The organism is Vibrio sp. Isolate23, from assembly GCF_022398095.1.
GTDB classification, from domain to species: domain Bacteria; phylum Pseudomonadota; class Gammaproteobacteria; order Enterobacterales; family Vibrionaceae; genus Vibrio; species Vibrio coralliilyticus_A.
Genome location: NZ_JAKEUV010000001.1, coordinates 1,410,120 through 1,430,138 on the forward strand (window position 1 = coordinate 1,410,120; position 20,019 = coordinate 1,430,138).

21 protein-coding genes, 1 pseudogene and 1 riboswitch are annotated in these 20,019 nt (G+C 43.8%); of the genes and pseudogenes, 11 read left to right on the plus strand and 11 right to left on the minus strand.

Features of this window, described 5'->3' with window-relative positions:
• Positions 1 to 119 precede the first annotated feature (119 nt).
• The gene (locus tag L1D31_RS06315) at positions 120 to 998 is read right to left on the minus strand and encodes a LysR family transcriptional regulator (RefSeq protein WP_239836198.1); all 879 of its coding nucleotides are present in this window, start codon (positions 996 to 998) and stop codon (positions 120 to 122) included.
• 150 nt (positions 999 to 1,148) lie between these two features.
• Here L1D31_RS06315 and L1D31_RS06320 point away from each other — a divergent pair, with 150 nt between their 5' ends.
• Positions 1,149 to 1,727 (plus strand): methyltransferase domain-containing protein, encoded by a 579-nt coding sequence (locus L1D31_RS06320; protein WP_239836394.1) that lies wholly within the window; start codon positions 1,149 to 1,151, stop codon positions 1,725 to 1,727.
• A gap of 52 nt (positions 1,728 to 1,779) precedes the next feature.
• Here the strand turns inward: L1D31_RS06320 and L1D31_RS06325 are convergent, their stop codons facing one another.
• Complete coding sequence (locus tag L1D31_RS06325; RefSeq protein ID WP_239836199.1) at positions 1,780 to 3,780, minus strand: acetoacetate--CoA ligase; 2,001 nt, start codon at positions 3,778 to 3,780, stop codon at positions 1,780 to 1,782.
• A gap of 226 nt (positions 3,781 to 4,006) precedes the next feature.
• Here L1D31_RS06325 and phhA point away from each other — a divergent pair, with 226 nt between their 5' ends.
• From phhA to L1D31_RS06350, 5 genes are all read left to right on the plus strand, one after another.
• Positions 4,007 to 4,798 carry a phenylalanine 4-monooxygenase gene (gene phhA, locus L1D31_RS06330; RefSeq protein ID WP_239836200.1) on the plus strand — a complete coding sequence of 264 codons (792 nt, stop codon included), beginning with the start codon at positions 4,007 to 4,009 and terminating at the stop codon, positions 4,796 to 4,798.
• Complete coding sequence (locus L1D31_RS06335; RefSeq protein WP_239836201.1) at positions 4,791 to 5,123, plus strand: 4a-hydroxytetrahydrobiopterin dehydratase; 333 nt, start codon at positions 4,791 to 4,793, stop codon at positions 5,121 to 5,123. Before phhA ends, L1D31_RS06335 begins: the two co-directional genes overlap by 8 nt.
• A 436-nt stretch (positions 5,124 to 5,559) precedes the next feature.
• Positions 5,560 to 6,018, plus strand: coding sequence for a cupin domain-containing protein (locus L1D31_RS06340; protein WP_239836202.1), 459 nt, complete (start codon positions 5,560 to 5,562; stop codon positions 6,016 to 6,018).
• Positions 6,019 to 6,144: 126 nt separating this feature from the next.
• Positions 6,145 to 6,209, plus strand: a riboswitch (Fluoride riboswitch).
• A 112-nt stretch (positions 6,210 to 6,321) separates the two neighbouring features.
• Positions 6,322 to 7,014, plus strand: a complete 693-nt coding sequence (locus L1D31_RS06345; protein ID WP_239836203.1) for an iron-sulfur cluster assembly scaffold protein — start codon at positions 6,322 to 6,324, stop codon at positions 7,012 to 7,014.
• 12 nt (positions 7,015 to 7,026) lie between these two features.
• Positions 7,027 to 8,001: a GGGtGRT protein gene (locus L1D31_RS06350; RefSeq protein ID WP_239836204.1), complete on the plus strand. Its 975-nt coding sequence runs from the start codon at positions 7,027 to 7,029 to the stop codon at positions 7,999 to 8,001.
• A gap of 20 nt (positions 8,002 to 8,021) precedes the next feature.
• Here the strand turns inward: L1D31_RS06350 and L1D31_RS06355 are convergent, their stop codons facing one another.
• Positions 8,022 to 8,594 (minus strand): hypothetical protein, encoded by a 573-nt coding sequence (locus L1D31_RS06355; protein ID WP_239836205.1) that lies wholly within the window; start codon positions 8,592 to 8,594, stop codon positions 8,022 to 8,024.
• A gap of 38 nt (positions 8,595 to 8,632) precedes the next feature.
• Here L1D31_RS06355 and L1D31_RS06360 point away from each other — a divergent pair, with 38 nt between their 5' ends.
• The 4 genes from L1D31_RS06360 to secF all read left to right on the plus strand — a co-directional run bounded on the left by L1D31_RS06360 (position 8,633) and on the right by secF (position 12,854).
• Positions 8,633 to 9,301 carry a hypothetical protein gene (locus L1D31_RS06360; protein WP_239836206.1) on the plus strand — a complete coding sequence of 223 codons (669 nt, stop codon included), beginning with the start codon at positions 8,633 to 8,635 and terminating at the stop codon, positions 9,299 to 9,301.
• A 142-nt stretch (positions 9,302 to 9,443) separates the two neighbouring features.
• On the plus strand, positions 9,444 to 9,920 hold the full coding sequence (locus tag L1D31_RS06365; RefSeq protein ID WP_239836207.1) for a hypothetical protein: 477 nt from the start codon (positions 9,444 to 9,446) through the stop codon (positions 9,918 to 9,920).
• Positions 9,921 to 10,110: 190 nt separating this feature from the next.
• Positions 10,111 to 11,949, plus strand: a complete 1,839-nt coding sequence (secD, locus tag L1D31_RS06370; RefSeq protein ID WP_239836208.1) for a protein translocase subunit SecD — start codon at positions 10,111 to 10,113, stop codon at positions 11,947 to 11,949.
• A 2-nt stretch (positions 11,950 to 11,951) separates the two neighbouring features.
• Entirely contained in the window at positions 11,952 to 12,854 is a 903-nt protein-coding gene (secF, locus tag L1D31_RS06375) for a protein translocase subunit SecF (RefSeq protein WP_239836209.1), read from the plus strand.
• Positions 12,855 to 12,950: 96 nt separating this feature from the next.
• Here secF and L1D31_RS22655 read toward each other — a convergent pair.
• The 6 genes and pseudogenes from L1D31_RS22655 to L1D31_RS06410 all read right to left on the minus strand — a co-directional run.
• Positions 12,951 to 13,951 (minus strand): annotated as a pseudogene (locus L1D31_RS22655) (type I restriction endonuclease); the annotation flags it as partial.
• Between the two features lie 5 nt (positions 13,952 to 13,956).
• On the minus strand, positions 13,957 to 14,214 hold the full coding sequence (locus L1D31_RS06390) for a hypothetical protein (protein WP_239836402.1): 258 nt from the start codon (positions 14,212 to 14,214) through the stop codon (positions 13,957 to 13,959).
• Between the two features lie 109 nt (positions 14,215 to 14,323).
• Complete coding sequence (gene yiaY, locus L1D31_RS06395; RefSeq protein WP_239836212.1) at positions 14,324 to 15,472, minus strand: L-threonine dehydrogenase; 1,149 nt, start codon at positions 15,470 to 15,472, stop codon at positions 14,324 to 14,326.
• A 313-nt stretch (positions 15,473 to 15,785) separates the two neighbouring features.
• Positions 15,786 to 16,436, minus strand: a complete 651-nt coding sequence (gene elbB / locus L1D31_RS06400; RefSeq protein WP_239836213.1) for an isoprenoid biosynthesis glyoxalase ElbB — start codon at positions 16,434 to 16,436, stop codon at positions 15,786 to 15,788.
• A 53-nt stretch (positions 16,437 to 16,489) separates the two neighbouring features.
• Entirely contained in the window at positions 16,490 to 16,645 is a 156-nt protein-coding gene (locus L1D31_RS06405) for a hypothetical protein (protein WP_239836214.1), read from the minus strand.
• A 154-nt stretch (positions 16,646 to 16,799) separates the two neighbouring features.
• A complete protein-coding gene (locus L1D31_RS06410) occupies positions 16,800 to 17,708 on the minus strand; it encodes a LysR family transcriptional regulator (RefSeq protein ID WP_239836395.1) in 909 nt (302 codons plus the stop codon).
• Positions 17,709 to 17,803: 95 nt separating this feature from the next.
• Between L1D31_RS06410 and yjjG the strand changes: the two genes are divergently transcribed.
• Positions 17,804 to 18,478 carry a pyrimidine 5'-nucleotidase gene (gene yjjG / locus L1D31_RS06415; RefSeq protein ID WP_239836215.1) on the plus strand — a complete coding sequence of 225 codons (675 nt, stop codon included), beginning with the start codon at positions 17,804 to 17,806 and terminating at the stop codon, positions 18,476 to 18,478.
• Positions 18,479 to 18,754: 276 nt separating this feature from the next.
• On the opposite strand, the gene L1D31_RS06420 is transcribed toward yjjG, so the two are convergent.
• Entirely contained in the window at positions 18,755 to 19,441 is a 687-nt protein-coding gene (locus L1D31_RS06420; RefSeq protein WP_239836216.1) for a YafY family protein, read from the minus strand.
• A gap of 65 nt (positions 19,442 to 19,506) precedes the next feature.
• Positions 19,507 to 19,827 carry a hypothetical protein gene (locus L1D31_RS06425; protein ID WP_239836217.1) on the minus strand — a complete coding sequence of 107 codons (321 nt, stop codon included), beginning with the start codon at positions 19,825 to 19,827 and terminating at the stop codon, positions 19,507 to 19,509.
• Between the last annotated feature and the right edge of the window lie 192 nt (positions 19,828 to 20,019).

Consider the following 20,019-nt stretch of genomic DNA (forward strand, 5'->3'; position numbering starts at 1 on the left):
TTTTAAATCAATGGATTAGTTGTTATTTTTGGTGTCAGTTAAATTGTCACTGACTGTCGTGTTGTAAACGGAATCTATCACTTTACAGCTTGGTTTTGGTTTTTTAATCGAGGCGGCAGTTAAAAATCAAACAGATATTCGTTAAGTTTGTCAGCTAACCAGGACATGCCGGGGTGTTCTGCCATGCCTGCGGCGGTAAACATACAGTAGTCCTCTTGAGTCAGGCCATAGGTATGTTTAATGACCGCCAGTTCTTGCTTGCGCAAGTGATGGCGTATGAGCGGTTCAGGGAGCACTCCCCAGGCGTCTTCTGTAAGAATGGTTTTGAGTATGTAATCAAAGCTGGAAAAGCCAATATGGCGCAGAGAAAAAGGTTGCAATTCCGGATTATCTTTTTCATTCAAATACACCATCACCGCTTGATTTGCGTTGCGAAGCTCTTCGTCTGAAACACGTCGAAGTTGGCTAAGACGATGATCGGCCTTACAGACAGACATCAGCCTTATTTTACCTAAAGGGTGATAGCTGATGTGTGGATCGTCAATGCGCTCGTAGTCGATACCAAAGGCAAAGTCGACTTGCTGTGTTGTGACTAAATTGGCTAAATCTCCACTGGATGCCAGCACAATGTTGAATGAGGTCGCTGGAAATTTATTGTTCAATCGGTGAGAAAGTTCTTGCCACATGTCGTCTGGTAGTGAGTCATCACGTGCTATCCAGACTTCGGCGTTGAATTCGCCTGAAACTTGCGCGCAGGTCTGACGAATACGGGAAACCGTTACCAGTAAATTCTGGCAATCTTTATAGATGGCTTTGCCAGCCTCAGATAGAGATACATGATTACCTGTACGTATAAATAGTTCAATATTAAGGTCTTTTTCAAGTGCTTTAATGGACATGCTCAGCTTAGTGCGATTGCATTCGAGTTGCCTGGCGGCCTCGGATACTGACCCAGTATCAACAACAGTACAAAAGGCTTCAATCTGCGATAGGTTCATCTGAGTAATTCACGTCATTGGTGTTTATATAAGCTAATGTTATAAGAATACATTACGCTTGTCTGTTTTCTGGTGGCAAAAGCTATGAATTTTATGCAGTTTTGATACTCTTACTGGACGCCAAATGAATGAGGTAACAGGGAGATCATGATGGCTACAAATTGGGATGATTACGCAGCAGAGTGGGAAAGCGAACCTTCAGCAGTCTTGTATGCACAGAAAGCATTCGACTCTCTGCAAGAAATTGTCGATGTCCAAGGGAAGCGTATTTTCGATTTTGGTTGTGGTACAGGATTACTAAGCCAGAAACTTTCTCCTCTCGCGAAAGATATTGTCGCGCTAGACAGTTCAGAAGCCATGATTGAGCAACTGGACATGAAAGAGCTGAATAATGTTGAACCTGTTGTTGACTACTTGTCTCGTGGTTTGGTCGCAATGCATCCAGCGTTTCGCAATCAGTTTGATCTCGTTGTCGCATCGTCTGTTTGCAGTTTTCTACCTAACTACTCTGATATTGTCGATATTGTCTATAGCTTGCTTAATAAAGGAAACCACTTTGTTCACTGGGACTGGTTATCTGAGAAAGACGAAGAAGGTGGAATGACCCCAACACATGTTTTGCAGGTATTGAGCAGTGTTGGGTTTGATGAGGTCGAAGTCACAACGCCGTTCAGTATAGACACGCCGCAAGGTAAGTTGACAGTACTGATGGCGATAGCAAAGAAATAACGCCAACTTCAAAATTTTGTAAGCCCGAACGATTGTTGTTCGGGCTTTTTGTTTAAGACACCGCTTGAGTCGCGTATTGAGCAATTTCATCCAATACGTGAGGGTTAGCTATTGCCCCTTTGTTCAGGACTTCTTTACCGTGTAAGGCCTGTTTGACGGCCAGCTCCACTAACTTACCAGATTTGGTTTTTGGTACTTCGCTAATGGGGTAGATTTCAGCGGGTACATGCCTAGGTGAGCATTGAGTTTTGAGCTGTAACTTGATGGTTGAAATGAGTTCATCGTTAAGTGTACGGTTGTCATTTAACTGAACGAACAGCACCACTCTCTCATCACCGTCTGTGACCCGACCAACAGCAATAGAATCCTTGACTTCTTCAAGCTGGTTAACCTGCTGGTAGATCTCCGCTGTGCCTATCCGAACGCCCCCAGGGTTGAGGGTGGCATCACTACGGCCATAGAAAACCATTCCCCCGTTGTCTGTTATTTCTACATCATCCCCATGGTGCCATGTGTTGTGGTACTTATCCCAATAAGCGTTGTGGTAGCGTTCACCATTGTCATGCCAAAAGCCGACGGGTTGATTCGGGAAGCTGTTAAGACAAACGAGTTCACCGCGCTGATTCTCGACGGGCTGTCCTTGCTCATTGAATACTCGGACATCTAACCCCAGTCCCGCCGCCTGACATTCACCGCGATACACCGGAGAAATTGGGTTACCGAGAACAAAACAGCCACAAATATCAGTGCCACCGGAGATAGAAGCCAAGTGAACATCTGCCTTGATGCAACTATAGACGTAGTCATACTGCTGTGGGTAGAGTACGGAACCAGTTGAACAAAGAGTTTTAAGGCTTTCTAGGCGGTAGTAATGAGTCGGGTTGAACTCTGCTTTTTGCAGTGCTTCGAGATACTTAGCTGATGTGCCAAATAAACTGACTTGTGCTTCTTCGGCCAATTCCCATAAAACACTTGGCATTGGATACATAGGGCTGCCGTCGAAAATGACGAGAGTCGCACCACTGGCGAGGGCGGAAACGTGCCAGTTCCACATCATCCAACCACAGGTAGTGTAATAAAACACGCGATCACTTGGCTGAATATCACAATGCAGTTGATGCTCTTTCAAATGGTTAAGTATCGTGCCACCGACGGAATGGACGATACATTTAGGCTTGCCGGTGGTGCCGGAGGAGTAGAGGACAAACAGTGGGTCATTGAATCCGACGCGTTGGTATCGCACTCCACGAGGGATGTAGCTGGCTAAAATCGACTCCCAGTCAGAAAACTTTTCATTGCTGTGGGGCCCTTCTTGCCCAATCTGCAAATAATCAATGTGGCAGGTGTTTTGAATGCTGGATATAGCCTTCACAATTTGGTTGTTTTTTTCATCCATGTTGAATGTTTTACCGTTGAAGCTATAACCGTTGCAGCAAAACAAAATCTTAGGTTGAACCTGTCCAAATCTTTCTTTGACACTCTCCACCCCAAAATCAGGGGAAGTGGATGTCCATATGGCGCCTAAACTGGTTGTCGCAAGCATAGCGACGACCGTTTCTGGCATATGGGGTAGGTATCCGGCGACCACGTCACCTTTTTCTACACCGTTTTGTTTTAACCATTGCTGAACAATAGACACCTGATCGCACAGTTGTTGCCAAGTTAGCTTACGGCTTTGGCCGCGCTCATTTTTAAACCAGATAGCCACGCCTTCAGGCTCTTGAAATGCATAGGAGAGCAGGTTTTCAGCGTAGTTTAGCTGAGACTGTGGGAACCAGATAGTGTCGCGATTGGATAAGAACTTTTCCCAACGCGCTATTCCTTCGCCATGAATGCAATCACCTTTGAATCCGATTACATCGCAAAAGTGCCAAATCTCCATCCAGAAATGCTTTTTATTTTCTACAGACCATTGGTGTAAATCACTATAATTTTCAATGACCTCTCCCTGCATGTTGATATGCTGGATAAATTGATACAGATTGGATGCGGCCATTCTTTCTTGGCTAGGCTCCCAAAGTGGGAGTGGCTCAACTGACTTTTGAGTGGACATGACTTCCTCGTCTTACACACTTTTCCATAACTATGGCTAAGTTTTGTTGCAAAAATAGCCAATGTCAAACAATCAGCCAATAAACATATCGCTGAAAAATAAGCAAAAAAAACGAAAATGTAAAATAAATGTTACACTGGTCGTGAGGGTGATGTAAGTGGACGAATTGTCACCGATTTCGTGAGGGGATAGGCTTAATGTAAAAGAGTTGTTAAAAGGAAATGTGATGACTCAGTACGTATCTAAACCTGTTAATAAACAAGGAATTGTCGACTGGAGCGGCGAAGAAGATCAGATCTGGCATGATCTTGTCTCACGTCAGTTGGATTTAGTTAATCAGCGTGCTTGTAAGGAATATCTTCGTGGCCTTGAGTTGCTCAATCTACCACTCGATAGAGTCCCTCAACTGCCTGAAATTAATCAAGTCTTACAAAGAGAAACCGGGTGGCAAGTCGAACCTGTTCCTGCATTGATAAACTTTGATCGTTTTTTCGCTCTACTGGCAAATAAGAAATTTCCGGTGGCCACCTTCTTACGCTCACGTGAAGAGTTTGACTACTTACAAGAACCCGATTTCTTTCACGAAATTTTTGGCCATTGTGCGATGCTCACCAATCCGGAATTTGCTGAGTTCACGCATATTTACGGTCAACTTGGCAAAGACGCGACAAGTAAAGAACGGGTGTATTTAGCTAGGCTTTACTGGTTTACTGTGGAGTTTGGTTTGGTGAAAGAAGGCCAAGAATGCAAAATTTATGGGGGAGGGATTTTATCTTCTCCTGGAGAAACACTGTATGCCTTAGATGACGAGCGCCCGTTGAGAGAAGGGTTTGATCTTCATACTGTACTGAGGACGCCATATCGCATTGATATTATGCAACCAATATATTTTCTGCTCGAAGATATTAGGCAGTTATACAAGCTAAGTAAAACGGATCTGATGTCTCATGTACATCAGGCAATGAACGCGGGATTGCTACCTCCGCTATTTGAACCAAAGGAAATCACCCATGCTTAATGAATTACGATGTGAAGCCTGCAGCAGTGATGCGATTGCACTGAACAAAGAAGAGCAAAGATTGCTGCTTACAGAGCTTAACGATTGGATGCTAATAGAGCGAGATGGTATTCCTCAGCTAGAGAAGGAATACAAATTTAAGAACTTTAAGTTAGCGTGGGCATTTGCTAATAAGATTGCCGAATTGGCTGAAGATGAGTTTCACCACCCTTCGATACTATTGGAATGGGGTAAAGTAACCATCACATGGTGGAGCCACTCAATCCAAGGCCTGCACCGTAACGATTTCATCTGTGCAGCGAAATGCGATAAATTGAAAGATTAACCATAAAGGCCTGAAGCTTTCCTCTGTTTTGCTTCAGGCCGTTTTATCTCACTGAACATATCCCCACCTTTATTGCCGCCCTTATCCTATATCGATTTACCATTATCATTTAATGGATTTTCCATCAGTAAGTGGTTAATTAATCCTAAATCATAATTTGATTTATTTAAGAGAGTGGTAATGCTGAATAATTTCTATTAGTGATATTACTATCTTTTAAAGGTTTTGTCCTTTATATGATTTTAAGTCTCCGTTACGATGAGTAAGTATTAATTATTTTTTTATTTTCACTGACAAGATAAGTTAATTTAAATTAAATATTAGTAAGACTTATCTTAGAGGTTTGACAGGTATAGTGGTTGGAAATATATTTTTTTAAAATTTAATACCACTTTAAATTCACAACCATTCAAATAACAGAACTACAGGATATATGATGAACAGACTATTTATAGCGGCATGCCTTACCGTTTCTTTATCAGGTCAGTCGTTTGCTAATGAAGAGCAAAGTTTAGGCGATAAAATGACACCTAAAGTGGAGCAGTTAGCGAAATCTTCTCGAAGCTGGGAAGGTTCTGAACTTCCAAGCTACGGCCAAGGCATACCGGAAATCACCGTCCTGAAAATTACTATTCCACCTAAGGCACAGCTTCCTTTGCATGAGCACCCTGCAATCAACGCTGGTGTTTTGACTAAAGGTCAGTTAACAGTCATTACTCAAGATGAGGTAAAGGGCAAAAAGGTGTTGGAAATGAAGGCGGGAGATTCACTAGTTGAAGTGGTTAACACTTGTCATTATGGTCGTAACGAAGGTAATGAGCCCGCTGAAATCATTGTATTTTACGCAGGGATTAAAGACGCGCCTGTGACGGTTTCAAGTAAGCGATGTGTATAATTCTAAAGGCTGCATTTAATGCAGTCTTTCTTTTTATGATGGTTTGAGTTGATCTAACGTAGTTTCTTTTAATACATAATCGTTCTAAAAGAGGTCTTGTGATTATGTGCGACTTGGATCTACTCTAATTACGCAGGTGATGGGGTTCCACCTATTTAACCGCCACTGTGGCTGATGACTCCTACAGAATACGAAAACAAGTGATTCGTCGAAAGGTAATCTGATCAAATCAGGTTGTTAGTTCTGTAGTAGTGAAAATCCACGACCCACTTCCACTTGTTTTCCGATTAAGAGGAAAACACCATGCAATACTCTTGTGAAATTGAATCCATGTGTCCGATTCAGCGCGGAGAATTACACCCTTCTTCACCTATCCCTGTTGAAGGCCAAATGATACGTCCAAAAGAAGTCATCGCTATTTCGGGCTTGAGCCACGGAGTTGGGGCTTGTGCTCCACAACAAGGTGCAGCAAAGCTTACGCTCAATGTGAAGCAAGGTGCTATCGAAGAAGCCTTGATTGAGACTATTGGATGCTCGGGCATGACTCACTCTGCCTCAATGGCGGCGGAAATCCTCACAGGTAAAACCATTTTGGAGGCACTGAATACTGATTTAGTCTGCGATGCCATTAATGTAGCGATGCGCGAAATCTTTCTACAGTTTGTTTACGGGCGGACACAGTCGGCTTTCTCTGAAGGAGGGTTAGAAATAGGTGCAGCACTCGAAGACTTAGGGAAGTCACAACGCAGCCAGGTAGGGACGAGTTATTCAACCATAGCAAAAGGCGTACGTTATATGGAGTTAACAGAAGGCTATGTGACCAAGCTTGCCTTAGATGAATACAGCGAAGTGATAGGGTATCAATACTTGAACTTGGGCAAGATGATGGCGGACCTTGATCAAGGTATGGATGCGAATGAAGCAATGGTGCGCGCAACGGGCTGTTATGGCCGATTTGACGAAGCCAGCACAGTCATCAACCCCCGTAATGCGTAGGAGGCTGCCGTTATGAATGAATCAATGACTCAATTACTCCAAGAGATGAACTTATCCACTATCGAGCAAGCTCATGAATACTGTATGAGTTTCGGTATTGATCCTAAAAAAGTAGTACTGGAGACTCAGCCCATAGCCTTTGACAATGCCTGTGATGCTTATACGTTGGGTTCTGCACTTGCCATAAATCGAAAAGCTCAGACTGCGGTAGATGCGGCGAATATCATCGGTGAAGGCTTGCAGGCATATTGTAAACCGGGCAGTGTGGCCGCGCAGCGAGAAGTCGGTTTAGGGCACGGGGCTCTTGCTGCTCGTTTACTTAGTGAAGAAACCCAATGCTTTGCATTTCTGGCCGGTCATGAGTCGTTCGCTGCTGCTGAAGGGGCGATTAAAATAGCGCTTAATGCCAACAAGTCTCGTCAAATACCTCTTAAGGTCATTTTAAATGGCCTGGGTAAAGATGCGGCATATCTTATTTCGTGCATTAATGGTTTTACCTATATTCGAACAGAATTTGATTACCAGACCAATCAACTGATCGAAGTCGAACGTAAGCGGTTCTCTGAAGGTGCGCGAGGCGATATCTTGTGTTACGGTGCCGATGAGGTACGTGAAGGCGTTGCTATCATGCATAAAGAATCAGTCGATGTCAGTATTACAGGGAATTCAACAAATCCAACGCGATTTCAGCATCCGGTCGCAGGCATCTACAAGTCAGAATGTAACGCATTAGGTAAACACTATTTTTCAGTGGCGTCAGGAGGTGGCACTGGGCGAACCTTGCATCCTGACAATGTTGCCGCCGGCCCTGCGTCCTATGGGATGACAGATACCATGGGAAGAATGCATGCAGATGCTCAGTTTGCAGGCAGCTCTTCTGTGCCAGCTCACGTTGCGATGATGGGTTTTATTGGAATGGGCAATAATCCGATGGTGGGAGCGACTGTCGCTTTAGCAGTTGCCGTCGAACAGCAACTACATCGCTAGCAAAGTGTGGAGATTGGGGTTTATGGTTTGTTCTTTTCCAGGGCCTCGATTTCTTGCTGGTAAATACGTCGGACCCGCTCTATTTTTCTAAGCAAGATTTGAGTGTCATTTCTTAACGTCTGATTAAGCTGTATGTATGTCAGGCTAGAAAAGCTATTAAGCTTGTACTGGGCGACTTTACAGTGGCGGTGAATACCTTCCCACATTGAGATTGCGTTATCAATGATGGCAGATTCACTAGTGAGTGCATCCATTTCTTGATTGAGTGATTGGACCACCGTGTTGGCAGCACGTATCTGCTGATTCATCTTGTAATGTAAAGCGTGCTTTTCCGGTCTCCAAAAACTGGTGATCTCTTGTTCAGAGAAGGCTTTGTGTAGGAATGTCTGTTGGCGGTGTAGCTTGAGTAACTGATTGAAACGTTCGGCTTTGGTATTATACCAGTCTTCAACTTTTTGCTGAGATTTGAGGGCTTTATTCCACGTATCTGCACGGCAATGCTCACCAAAACTTTTAATTGGTAAAGTGATCAATATAAATGCCGTTACAGTGACATATAGCCCGTGCCATTTCATATTAGCTATATTGTTCATGAAAGATGGCTTAAGTATAGAAAAGACGCTGACTCAATATGAAAAAGATAATCATGGTTGTTTTGCTGTTACTCGGTATAGCTTGTGCTGGTGGTGGCTACTACATCTTCTACTTAAAGCCGCAGCAAGATGCAGAAGCAGCAGCGGCGATGATGGAGGCGAATAAGAAGCCGCCGCCCCTGCCAGTGAAAGAAGAGAAAGCACCACCGCCTAAGCCAGAAGTGACAGATTTTTACGTTAGCCCCGCGAAACTCGGCGTTAGAGAATATCCCCAATATGAAGCGTTCGTGGAAAGCGTTGTTTACCGTGGTGACAAACTGCATATTCTGGAGAAGAAAAATGGGTGGGGGCGTATCTCTCCTTACTATGTTTACGAGGAGGGAGGGGAAGAAGTGGCCGAATGGGTGCCAATGGAAGCCTTACTAGAAGTAGCGCCAACCATAACTAAAGAAGAACGTGTAGAAACAGTCAGCAGTTACATAGAAGAATCTGATGACTTTAAACTTCACTTTGAGATGTTTGTACAGAAAACCGATCAACTACTCAAGGAGAAGACCTGTGTGCCTGAAGATTTTGAAGAAACCAGCGGTTGGATTCGGTCACTGACGTTTGAGCAAAGGGATGTGTACTTTGTCTATTGTGGAGGAATTAAGCAAGCCAACAAAGTTTACCTCGATGTGAAGACGGGAGAGATATTCTATCGATAGCCAGTGAAGACTCAGGTTTTTACTGGTTTTATCTGACATTGTTTACTGTTCAAATGTGGAATGTTAGCTTTTAGATAATTTTAGTTGTTTATAGATAGGCTTGGACTTAACATCCAGCTGTCTTTTTGTATTGGTGTTGTGAATGGCTCAACGTTTTATCCACTTTTTCTGGTTTTTATTGCTTGCGATGGTTCTTCCAACGCAGGCAATGGCGTATTTCACGCAAGCAGAAAATGATGCAAGCGCACGCTTAAGCCGCCATACGACCCAGATCTTACCTCAGTCCCAAGCGGGCTATCAGACTCTGTTTGAAGAGTCCCAGCAGGAAGATACGCCCCAACAACCCATATCTCAGTCTGAAGTTGGTGTTGATGTGGTGGCGATTGTCCCACTCAGTCGTTGGAGCTTATCTGATCGCCACACTGAGGAAGGAGAAGCGCCTGGGGCCAGCGATGGCCATTATTCCGGTCAAGCACAGCTTCCTCTTCATTCGCTTTATCTTTACCCCTTAGCCAGTCAAGGCTATTGGGTTACACATTCGTTTTCCTCAAACCACCGTATCTCGGGCTGGAAAGAGTCCAATGCACTGTACGTTGCACTCAATAGCCAGTTCGCTTGAACGCCTTCCTGTAATCTGTTGATGGCGCTTAATGTAGCGTAAATTCGCTGCATAAATGGACGATACGTCACTGTTGTCCCACTTCAGATTCTATCAACAAGTTTAAGACCGGCCTCTTTGAGGATCAGGCGACTTTCTATACCTATCAGGCTACAGCCGTGACTAGGTATTGCATGTAAAAGATAAATATATGAAGAAAAATACACCTAATAAAAAACATGCGAGAGTGATGAACCGTTACTCAGCATGGCAATATGTTGTGCTGCTTGTAACAGTGGTCGTTTTTGCACTCAGTGCCATCCCAACTTGGTATGGGGAGCTGCCCTCCATTCAAGTGACGACGTCACAAAAAAATGAAGTTCTTGATAATCCCTTGCAACTGAATCGCTACTTGGAACAACGAAATATCCACTCGAATGAGATTACTCAGGAAGATAACACCACCATTTTGGTGTTTGATAACGAAACCGCTCAAACCCAAGCGCGTGAAGTGCTGAATGATTTGTTAGGTAAACAAGACTCGATTACTTTTTCGTACGTGTCTGTTGCACCCAAGTGGTTGAGTGACATGGGCTTTAGCCCAATTAAACTTGGGCTGGATCTTCGAGGCGGTGTGCAATTCTTGCTTAATGTGGATGTAGACAAAGCATTTGAAGAACAAAGAAATACCATTGTGGATGAAATGCGAGATATGTTGCGTCGGGAGCATATTCGCGGGGTTAAATTTGCCCAAGTTGGCGTGGATGGTTTTGATCTGAAAAGTAACTCAGGAGAAGCGTTAACTCAGTCTGCGAACTATATCCGTCAAAATTATTCGGGTTGGGAGATTAAGCGTCATTCTGACTATTTAGCAGTGAAACCAACAGCGCAGAACAAATCAGATTTCCAAACCGTCACGATAAAGCAAAACCTTAAGATCATGCGCGATCGTATCGAAGAGCTTGGGATTACAGAGGCGCTGGTACAACGACAGGGAGAGCACAGCATTCGGATCGAGCTACCTGGGGTGCAAGATCCTTCACAAGCAAAGAATGTCATAGGTGCAACAGCCACACTTGCGTTTCATGAAGCAAAAGCGCCATCTGAAGGAGTTTCCTATGGTGACATTGTTCTGAAGGACAATGATGGCCGTGATGTAGTGCTGTCAAAACGTCCGGTCTTAACGGGTGAGCACATCGTTAATGCTCGCGCTGGTGTCGACAAAATGGGTTTTTCCGAGGTGAACATTTCACTGGATCACTCTGGTGGTAAAACAATGAGTGATTTTTCCGGCAAACACATTGGTAAGCCAATGGCGACGGTATACCGTGAGTACACGACCAATGCTAACGGCGAAACCGAGCGCAGTGAGAAGGTCATCAGTGTTGCCACTATTCAGTCGCAACTTGGTAGTCAGTTCCGCATTACTGGAGCAGGTACTTTGGATGAAGCTCAAAATTTAGCGTTACTGCTTCGTGCAGGTTCACTAACTGCGCCCGTCACTATCGTTGAAGAACGTACCATTGGTGCCTCACTCGGAGCCGAAAACATTGAAAATGGTTTTGCGGCACTAGCGCTTGGTATGGCGATGACGTTGATTTTTATGGCGCTTTGGTATCGACGCTTAGGATGGGTTGCCAATGTGGCACTTGTCGTCAACATGATTAGCTTGCTGGGCCTAATCGCGTTATTACCGGGGGCGGTTTTAACACTGCCGGGCATTGCAGGGCTTGTACTGACTGTCGGTATGGCGGTGGACACGAATGTTCTGATATTTGAAAGAATAAAAGATAAGTTGGCAGAGGGGCGAACTTTTGCTCAGTCAATTGATTTAGGCTTTGGCAGTGCATTGAGTACCATTCTGGATGCCAATATTACCACTATGATCACGGCGGTGGTCCTTTACTCGATCGGTAACGGTCCGATCCAAGGTTTTGCTCTGACGTTAGGCCTCGGGTTGTTAACTAGTATGTTCAGTGGCGTTTTCGCTTCACGCGCAATTATTAATTTAGTTTGGGGACGCGATAGCCGTCGTGATGTAAGGGTTTAATTATGGTTGAGTATCTAAAACAAAATATCCGTCGAATCCGATATATCACAAGTTTTGTTTCGGTTGGATTGATGGCCATCTCACTGATTGCCTTCGGTGTAAAAGGCTTAAATATGGGCCTAGACTTCACTGGTGGTATGGTGACAGAAGTTCAGGTAGATAAAACCCTGAACAACAGCGATTTGCTCGAAGCTCTACAGCCTTCGCTGGGAGAGTTCACGTCTGTGACGCATTCTGATCAAGAGGGACGTTGGATAATTCGTTACCCAATCCCAGATGAAGGGGAAAGCACACCTGATATTCCATCAGTATTGTCTGGGTTATCACATCAAGTGAATATAGTGAGTAACAGCATGGTAGGGTCTCAGGTCGGACAGGATTTGGTTGACCAAGGTGGATTGGCGTTGCTGATATCGATGATGTGCATTCTGGGCTATCTGTGCTTCCGTTTTGAGTGGCGATTGGCAAGTGGCTCATTGCTGGCCCTTATTCATGATGTCGTCTTGGTACTGGGTTTCTTTGCTGCTACTCAGATGGAGTTCAATTTAACTGTATTCGCCGCTATTCTGGCAATATTAGGTTACTCGTTAAATGATTCTATCATTATTGCAGACCGCATTCGTGAGCTGCTAGTGGCCAAACAGACTACACCTACTGATGAGATAAACGATCAAGCAGTTATTGCAACATTCTCCAGAACCATGGTTACGTCCGGCACCACGCTACTCACAGTATCAGCACTATGGATCATGGGGGGCAATGCGCTTGAAGGGTTTGCGATTGCAATGTTTATCGGCATTCTTTCTGGTACTTGGTCTTCGATATCGATAGGGACGGTATTGCCGGAGTGGCTAAAGCTGGAGCCTAAGCATTACTTACCTGTTGAAGTTGACTCTGCGCCATAAGTAGTGAGCAACGTAACTACATAGCTTACACTAAACCCAACGCGAAGCCGAACATGCTAAGCGTTGGGAATCACCCGTAAAAATTTTATGTGTATTTTAGTCGTATAAAGAGGGCGTACTTTGCAGTTGTTCAGTAAAATTAAAAATATCATCTATGGAGTCTATGGGATGACGAGTCTCATTTTTTTCTTCATTGAAAATACCAATGTACTTTTGCTTCGTATTAAACCAAAGGCGACATAGCGGCTTTCGATTGTTATCATCAAGCAATATACCAAAATAGCTCTGTGTATCACGTGCGCACACCCTTTGTACATCCACTTTTTGTCTTAGGATTGCTTTGACTACATTAAAACCTTCAATCTCTTCTTCAGTTGTCATTATCTTGTTTTTTTCCTGAATTTTACTTGCTAGTGGCTCTTCTGCTGACTCAGTTGCAACTTTGATAGATTCTTTATCATCTCCTCCAATCGCAGACTTCAATCTTGCATTAATACTGTCATTAAGGAACTGCTTTAATGCCTTAGTTGTTATGTCCATGAACTGGGCCTTAACTTTTACTGTCTGAACGCCATCATAGACTTTTGAGGTAAAAAACTTAACAAACTCTTCCTCTGGATTCTGAAACTGTTCGCTCAAAGCTTTTTTTATTTGATTTAGATATTTAAGCTCTCCAGCAGCATCTACTACTGATTCGACATCAAACGAAGATTTGGTTAGTTTTTTACCTCTGGGATAACATGCTCATCAAGATCTTCCAAATTTAATGTTAAAAAAGGTTTTTCGTCCATTTTATTTGGCGCATCAAGGTCAGTAAAAAACTGATATTGACTGCCATTAGTTAAGATAGCTATACGTGCATTTGTTACTGAAAAGTACCTAAATAACTGGTTTGCATGCTTAGTAGCCAATATTTCACCAAACTTTTTACATTCTATTAAAATTTGAACAGTTCCATCCTTTATAAGCGCATAGTCAACCTTTTCTCCTTTTTTAGTCGCTGTATCAGCGGTAAATTCAGGAATTACTTCATTGGGGCTAAAGACATCGTAACCAAGAACAGAGTGGAGAAATGGCATAACAAGAGCATTTTTTGTTCTCTTCACACCAAAACTTTGTTCAAAGCCGCACTAGTCACCGCTTGTTTGAGCTTAGTCGGTTGTAACCTTGGTTCATCAGATGATGCGTCACAAGGAAACCTTTCTTTAAATGTTGAAGAGGTATAGGATGCTGAGAAAAACATGACATACGATATTTCAGCCGTTAACACGGGCGAAGAAGGGTCAATCACTTGGTCGACAACCGTCAATTTAAAAGCAAGAGAATAATCTCGTTGGGTTCGTTTACTAGTTGATTTCATGACACTCTCCAATTTCATGTTGGAAAATGTGTCAACCTTATTTAGGAAGGTACACTGCTATGAAAAAAGCCTCCCGAAAGAGGCTTGAGTTAGGAAAAGAAAAACGAAATTACATAGCGGCTTCGAAGATGGAAGAAATTTCCTCGTGAGTCGCTTGTTTCGGGTTGGTAAAGCCACATGCATCTTTCAGTGCGTTATCTGCGAGTGTCGGAATGTCTTCTGATTTCGCACCTAGCTCTTTGATGCCCGCAGGAATGCCCACATCTTTCGCCAGTGTCACGATGGCATCGATTGCTGCTTCTGCGCCTTGCTCCGCTGTCATACCTTCAATATCTACTCCCATCGCTTTCGCAACATCACGTAAACGTTCAGGGCACACCTGCGCGTTGTATCGTTGTACATGTGGAAGCAGAATGGCGTTACACACCCCGTGTGGTAGGTCATAGAAGCCGCCCAGCTGATGAGCCATTGCGTGGACATAACCCAGAGAAGCGTTATTAAACGCCATACCGGCCATAAATTGCGCGTAAGCCATTTGTTCGCGAGCTTCGATATCTTCACCGTTTTCGACAGCGGTGCGCAGATGAGCCTGAATAAGCTCAATAGCTTTGATGGCGACGGCGTCGGTGATAGGAGTTGCAGCGATAGAAACATACGCTTCAATAGCGTGTGTAAGGGCATCCATACCTGTTGCCGCTGTCAATGATGCAGGTTTTGCTAGCATCAGTTCCGGATCATTCACTGAAATTAGCGGAGTGGTGTGTTTGTCAACAATAGCCATCTTAATGTGGCGTTCTTCATCAGTAATGATGCAGAATCGGGTCATTTCAGATGCCGTTCCAGCAGTGGTGTTGATTGCAATCAGAGGTAACATGGGTTTGGCTGATTGATCAACGCCTTCGTAATCGCCGATCTTGCCACCGTTTGAAGCGACAAGCGCAATTCCTTTTGCGCAATCATGTGGAGACCCACCGCCTAGAGAAATAACAAAATCACATTCGTTGTCGGCGAGTAGAGCCAGGCCGTCGTTTACGTTTCCTATTGTTGGATTAGGTTGAGTGCCGTCAAACACTACAGTTTGGACGTCGCGTTCTGTCAGCAGATCTTGAACCTGCTTTACTACACCGATTTGGTTAAGAATCTTGTCTGTAACGATAAGACCTTTTTTGAAGCCCTGAGACTGCACACTGTCTGCTGCATCCTTTAAACAGCCAGCACCCATTAAGTTTACAGTAGGGATAAAAAATGCACTTGTCATCGACTTGCTCCGAATATATTTAGAATAAAAACTACAAATAGATTGGCACATACAGAGGCCTTGTAATTTTGATCTCAAACAATTTGCTTACCCAAAAGTGGTATATATGCTCTAGATTTGTGAGCTTGGTCAGAGAGGCCGAGTTTTCCTGATAATAATGTTAAATATGAGTGGGTTACCGCAACCGTTTATTCAACAGGAACCGTGATTGTCGTAATATTGTTCAGGGATGGTTTTGTGTGAAAAATGAAAAATGAAAAATGAAAAAAAAGCCCTCTGATTGAGCAGAGAGCTGTGGTGTCGAATCGGGAAATTAAGCAATTTCTACTAGTTTTCTCACTAGTTTTTCGATGCCGCTGGCTGCCTGAGAAATATTGCCCGCTAACATATATGCAGGTGTTGAAAGCACTTTGTGCTCTTCATCGAAGACGATGTCGTCCACCTCACAATTGATATGTTCACCTCCCAATGCACTGAACGCAGAAGCAGTGGCTTCATCATTGCCGACTGTACCCTTGACGCCATTGCCGTAAATCATCGGAATGATGGCTGGTGCAATGCACAGATAGCCGGCTGGTTTTCTTGCTTGGGCGAAAGCTCGACACGCTGAAGCGACATGTGTATTGATACTGCATTCTGCGCCATTAATAGCAAAGTCCGTCAGGTTTTTTGCGGCACCAAAACCACCAGGTAGAACGAGTGCGTCAAATTCTTCAGCATTTAATTTCGCCACATCTTCAATATTACCGCGTGCGATACGAGCCGCTTCGATCAAGACATTTCGATTTTCCGGCATCTCTTCTCCGGTGATGTGATTAATCACATGGAGCTGATCAATATCTGGAGCGAAGCAGTGCCAACTGGCTCCTTGCTTTTCAATCGCGTGCAAGGCGAGAACTGATTCATGAATCTCTGCGCCATCAAATACACCTGAGCCACTGAGTATAACTGCGATTTTCTTCATTAATTATTTCCTTATCAAACTGACGTTGCATAGGTTAGATGAAAATAAATACTTTAGATCGGAAGTGAGTCGCATTCTTTCTCATCAGTTTGAGACAAGGTGTTCGAGTCATCATCAGTATCAATGTCACTATCATCTTGTTCTGGCTCAGAATAATATTTGACGACAAAAGGAGTGAGCATCACACTCGAGGGGAAAAATCGTTTCATAAAACCTCTAGATTCATCGCGTTGGGATTGGTCTAATTGTGGTCTTGATAAGTTGATTAACTTTTGTCTTACATCATGAAATTGACCTCGAAATTGGCCGATGGTTTGGTAGTGAGGACACAGTCACGTTTTTATGGTGATGACGGTCACTTGTTTAAATCGAGTCCCAGTAGGGGATATCGGAGCCAAATTTTTCGGCGATAAAGTCAACAAAAGCTCGAACTTTCAGTGGTAGGTGTTTTCTTTCTGGGAATATGGCATATACGGCATGAGTAGGTAGGTCATAGTTTGACAGTACAGGTTTGAGGTTACCTGCGGCAATATCTTTAGCGACAATGAAAGTCGGCAGTTGGCCGATGCCAAGCCCTTCAAGTAAGGCTCGTCGAATGGCTTCGCTGTTATTGACGACTAATTTTCCTTTTGGTACCACACTGAAAGATCCCGCAGCACTTTCAAATGTCCATTCACTTCCACCACGAAAATAGGCGTAGCGTAAACAATTATGATGACTAAGATCGCTGGGTTTTTCGGGCTCTCCAAATGCATCGAGATACTGTTGAGAGGCACATAAGATGCTTCGACATGTTGCGAGTCTTTTCGCAACTAAGTTGGAAAGAGGTAAGTGACCGATTCTGATTCCCAAGTCAAAACCACCTTGGACGAGATCAACCATCTGATCTTCAAGCTGCAAGTCAATTTCTAGATCAGGATATAGATTCAAAAACTCAGCCACCAGAGGGGCAATATGCAGAACACCAAAAGACATTGGAGCAGTGATCTTTAGCTTCCCAGTTGGCTTTCCTTGCAGTTCTGTTACAGCATCAATCCCTTGTTGGGCCAAGCTAAGTGATTGAGCTACGTAATCATAGTAGCGTTGTCCGGCTTCCGTGAGGCTGAGCTTTCGAGTCGTGCGGTTCAACAATCGAATCCCCAGTTCATCTTCTAGCTGGTTAATTCGCTTGCTGACGGCTGATTTTGTTATATGGAGCTTCTCTGCCGCTGTTGAGAAGCTTCCGCTCTCTACGACGGCAACAAAAATAGGTATGGACGAGTATGCTTGCATTGGTTGAGTAATAGTAAACAATAAGTTTCTTGATTGGTAGATTATCATCTTAAGGAAAACAATCTACACTGGCAGCGAATTTTGAGGAGAGAAAAATGAAGTACGATTGGATCTTATTTGATGCTGACGAAACCCTGTTCCACTTCGATGCCTTTCAAGGGATGCAGTTGATGTTCTCTCGTCAAGGGGTTGAGTTTACACAGGATGACTACAACCACTACCAAAAAGTGAACAAGCCACTGTGGGTTGATTATCAGAACGGTGCCATCTCCGCCCATGAATTGAAGCACACTCGTTTTGAAGAGTGGGCAGCAAAGCTTGAAACGACGACCTCAGAGCTAAACAGCGCATTTCTTGATGCAATGGCAGATATTTGTACCTTGCTACCGGGGGCAAAAGAGCTAATGGACGCGTTACAGGGAAAAGCGAAGCTGGGGATTATCACTAATGGTTTTACTGAGCTACAGGCGATCCGCTTAGAGCGTACCGGAATGACCAATTATTTTGAGCATGTGATCATTTCAGAAGAAGTTGGCATTGCTAAACCAGATGTGGGTATTTTCACTCATGCGTTGGAGAAAATGGGCAGCCCATGTAAAAGTAAAATCCTGATGGTGGGCGATAATCCACATTCCGATATTTTAGGCGGTATCAACTTTGGTATTGAAACCTGTTGGTTGAATCGTGCCAAGCTGGATGATGTGGAAGGCATTGTCCCGAATCACACCGTCAGTTCTTTATTTGAATTGAAAGAAATATTATTGGCTTGAAGGTGATCTTATTGCGCTACCTGTCAGTACAATCTTCAAGATCATGAATGAGGGTTAGCGCATGTTAGGAGTCATCGTAAAGTGGAATGCAAAACATGGCTATGGTTTGATATCGTCACAAAATTCACCCACTCAGCACATTTTCTTTCATATTAGAGATATGAGCCGTGATGAAGGACCTCCTTTTGTAACTGAACATGTGGAGTTTGATGTGCTGTGTGACATGAGTGGATGCAAGATGGCAACCAACATCTGTCCGACATTTTTAACTGTCGATTAGTCCTTAGGAGCATATATTGTGATGTAATGCTCTAGGCATTTATCTGCTGTAGTTTCAAACTGTTGATCCAATATGCTCAGTGTTTCTATTCTATCTAACCGGAAATGTCGATAGGCATTTCTGAGTTCACACCAAGCGACCAGCGTCCACACTTTTCCCCAGAACATTTGTCCAAGTGGTTGCAGCCTTCGTTGCGTTCTAGCGCCACTTTCTGCGGTGTAATCAATATCTATTTTCAGTTTTGCATCAATCGCATGGCGCAGCATTTGTCCATGTTGGGCAGACTCTGTTTGCGTGTAAAAATCGGGGACTAGAATGGGGAAACTTTCAACTTGTTGCTTTCGTTTGTCTGGTAATACGGAAAGAATTTTTGTAGACGCAGTTGTGGAAGCATCAGCGAGTTCGCTATCGGACCAAGCGCGTACCATCCTCATACCTAGCACGAGAGCCATCATTTCCCGTTCAGAAAACATTAAGGGAGGTAAATGCGAACCAGCTTGTAGGACATAGCCCACACCAGCTTCCCCCTGAATCGGGACACCGGAGTTCATCAGCGACTGAATGTCACGATAAATGGTTCGTTCACTGACTTCCATTGACTGAGCTAACTCTGCTGCTGTCACCGCATAGCGCTTTGAACGCAGCAAGGTTAGTAGCTCAAACAATCTTTCCGATTTACTCATTTCTTTCCTTGTTGATTAAAAGGAGAACATCGAAATGTTCTCCTTGGCGAGGCGTTAAATCAATATTACTGGTACTTAGCTGCTAGATCGCTCATTCGGAGAATCTGATGTTGCATGTTCACCGATTCGGAGTCAATCAGTGCCATTAGAGGTTGACAGTCAGCACAGTTAACAAACTGCTCACCAGCGGCTTTAGCATCTTCCATTGAGTCCCAATACACGACATCTGTCCATGTGTTGTTCTCCTCGTTATGGCTCAAGGAACGATATTGAAAGCCTTTTAAATTGGCGACGAGCTTCTGGCTTTGATTGGCCGCTTCTACCAATTCCTCCGGTGTTGTACCTGATAATAGTTTAAAGCTAACCATTTCAATAACGTTTTCCATTGTGTTACTCCTTTCGACTGTGTTTTAAGTTCGAAGTGAGTGTATGGCAGTGGAGTGTCAGAAACTGTCAGTAATGATGTTGAGTCCAAACTGGGGTTACTTGAAGCATTATTATAATGTTATTAAGCAACTTGTTGTTTATGAGCTAAACTACTCGTAGCAGTGCAAATAAACAATAGATTGGTTGGGCTA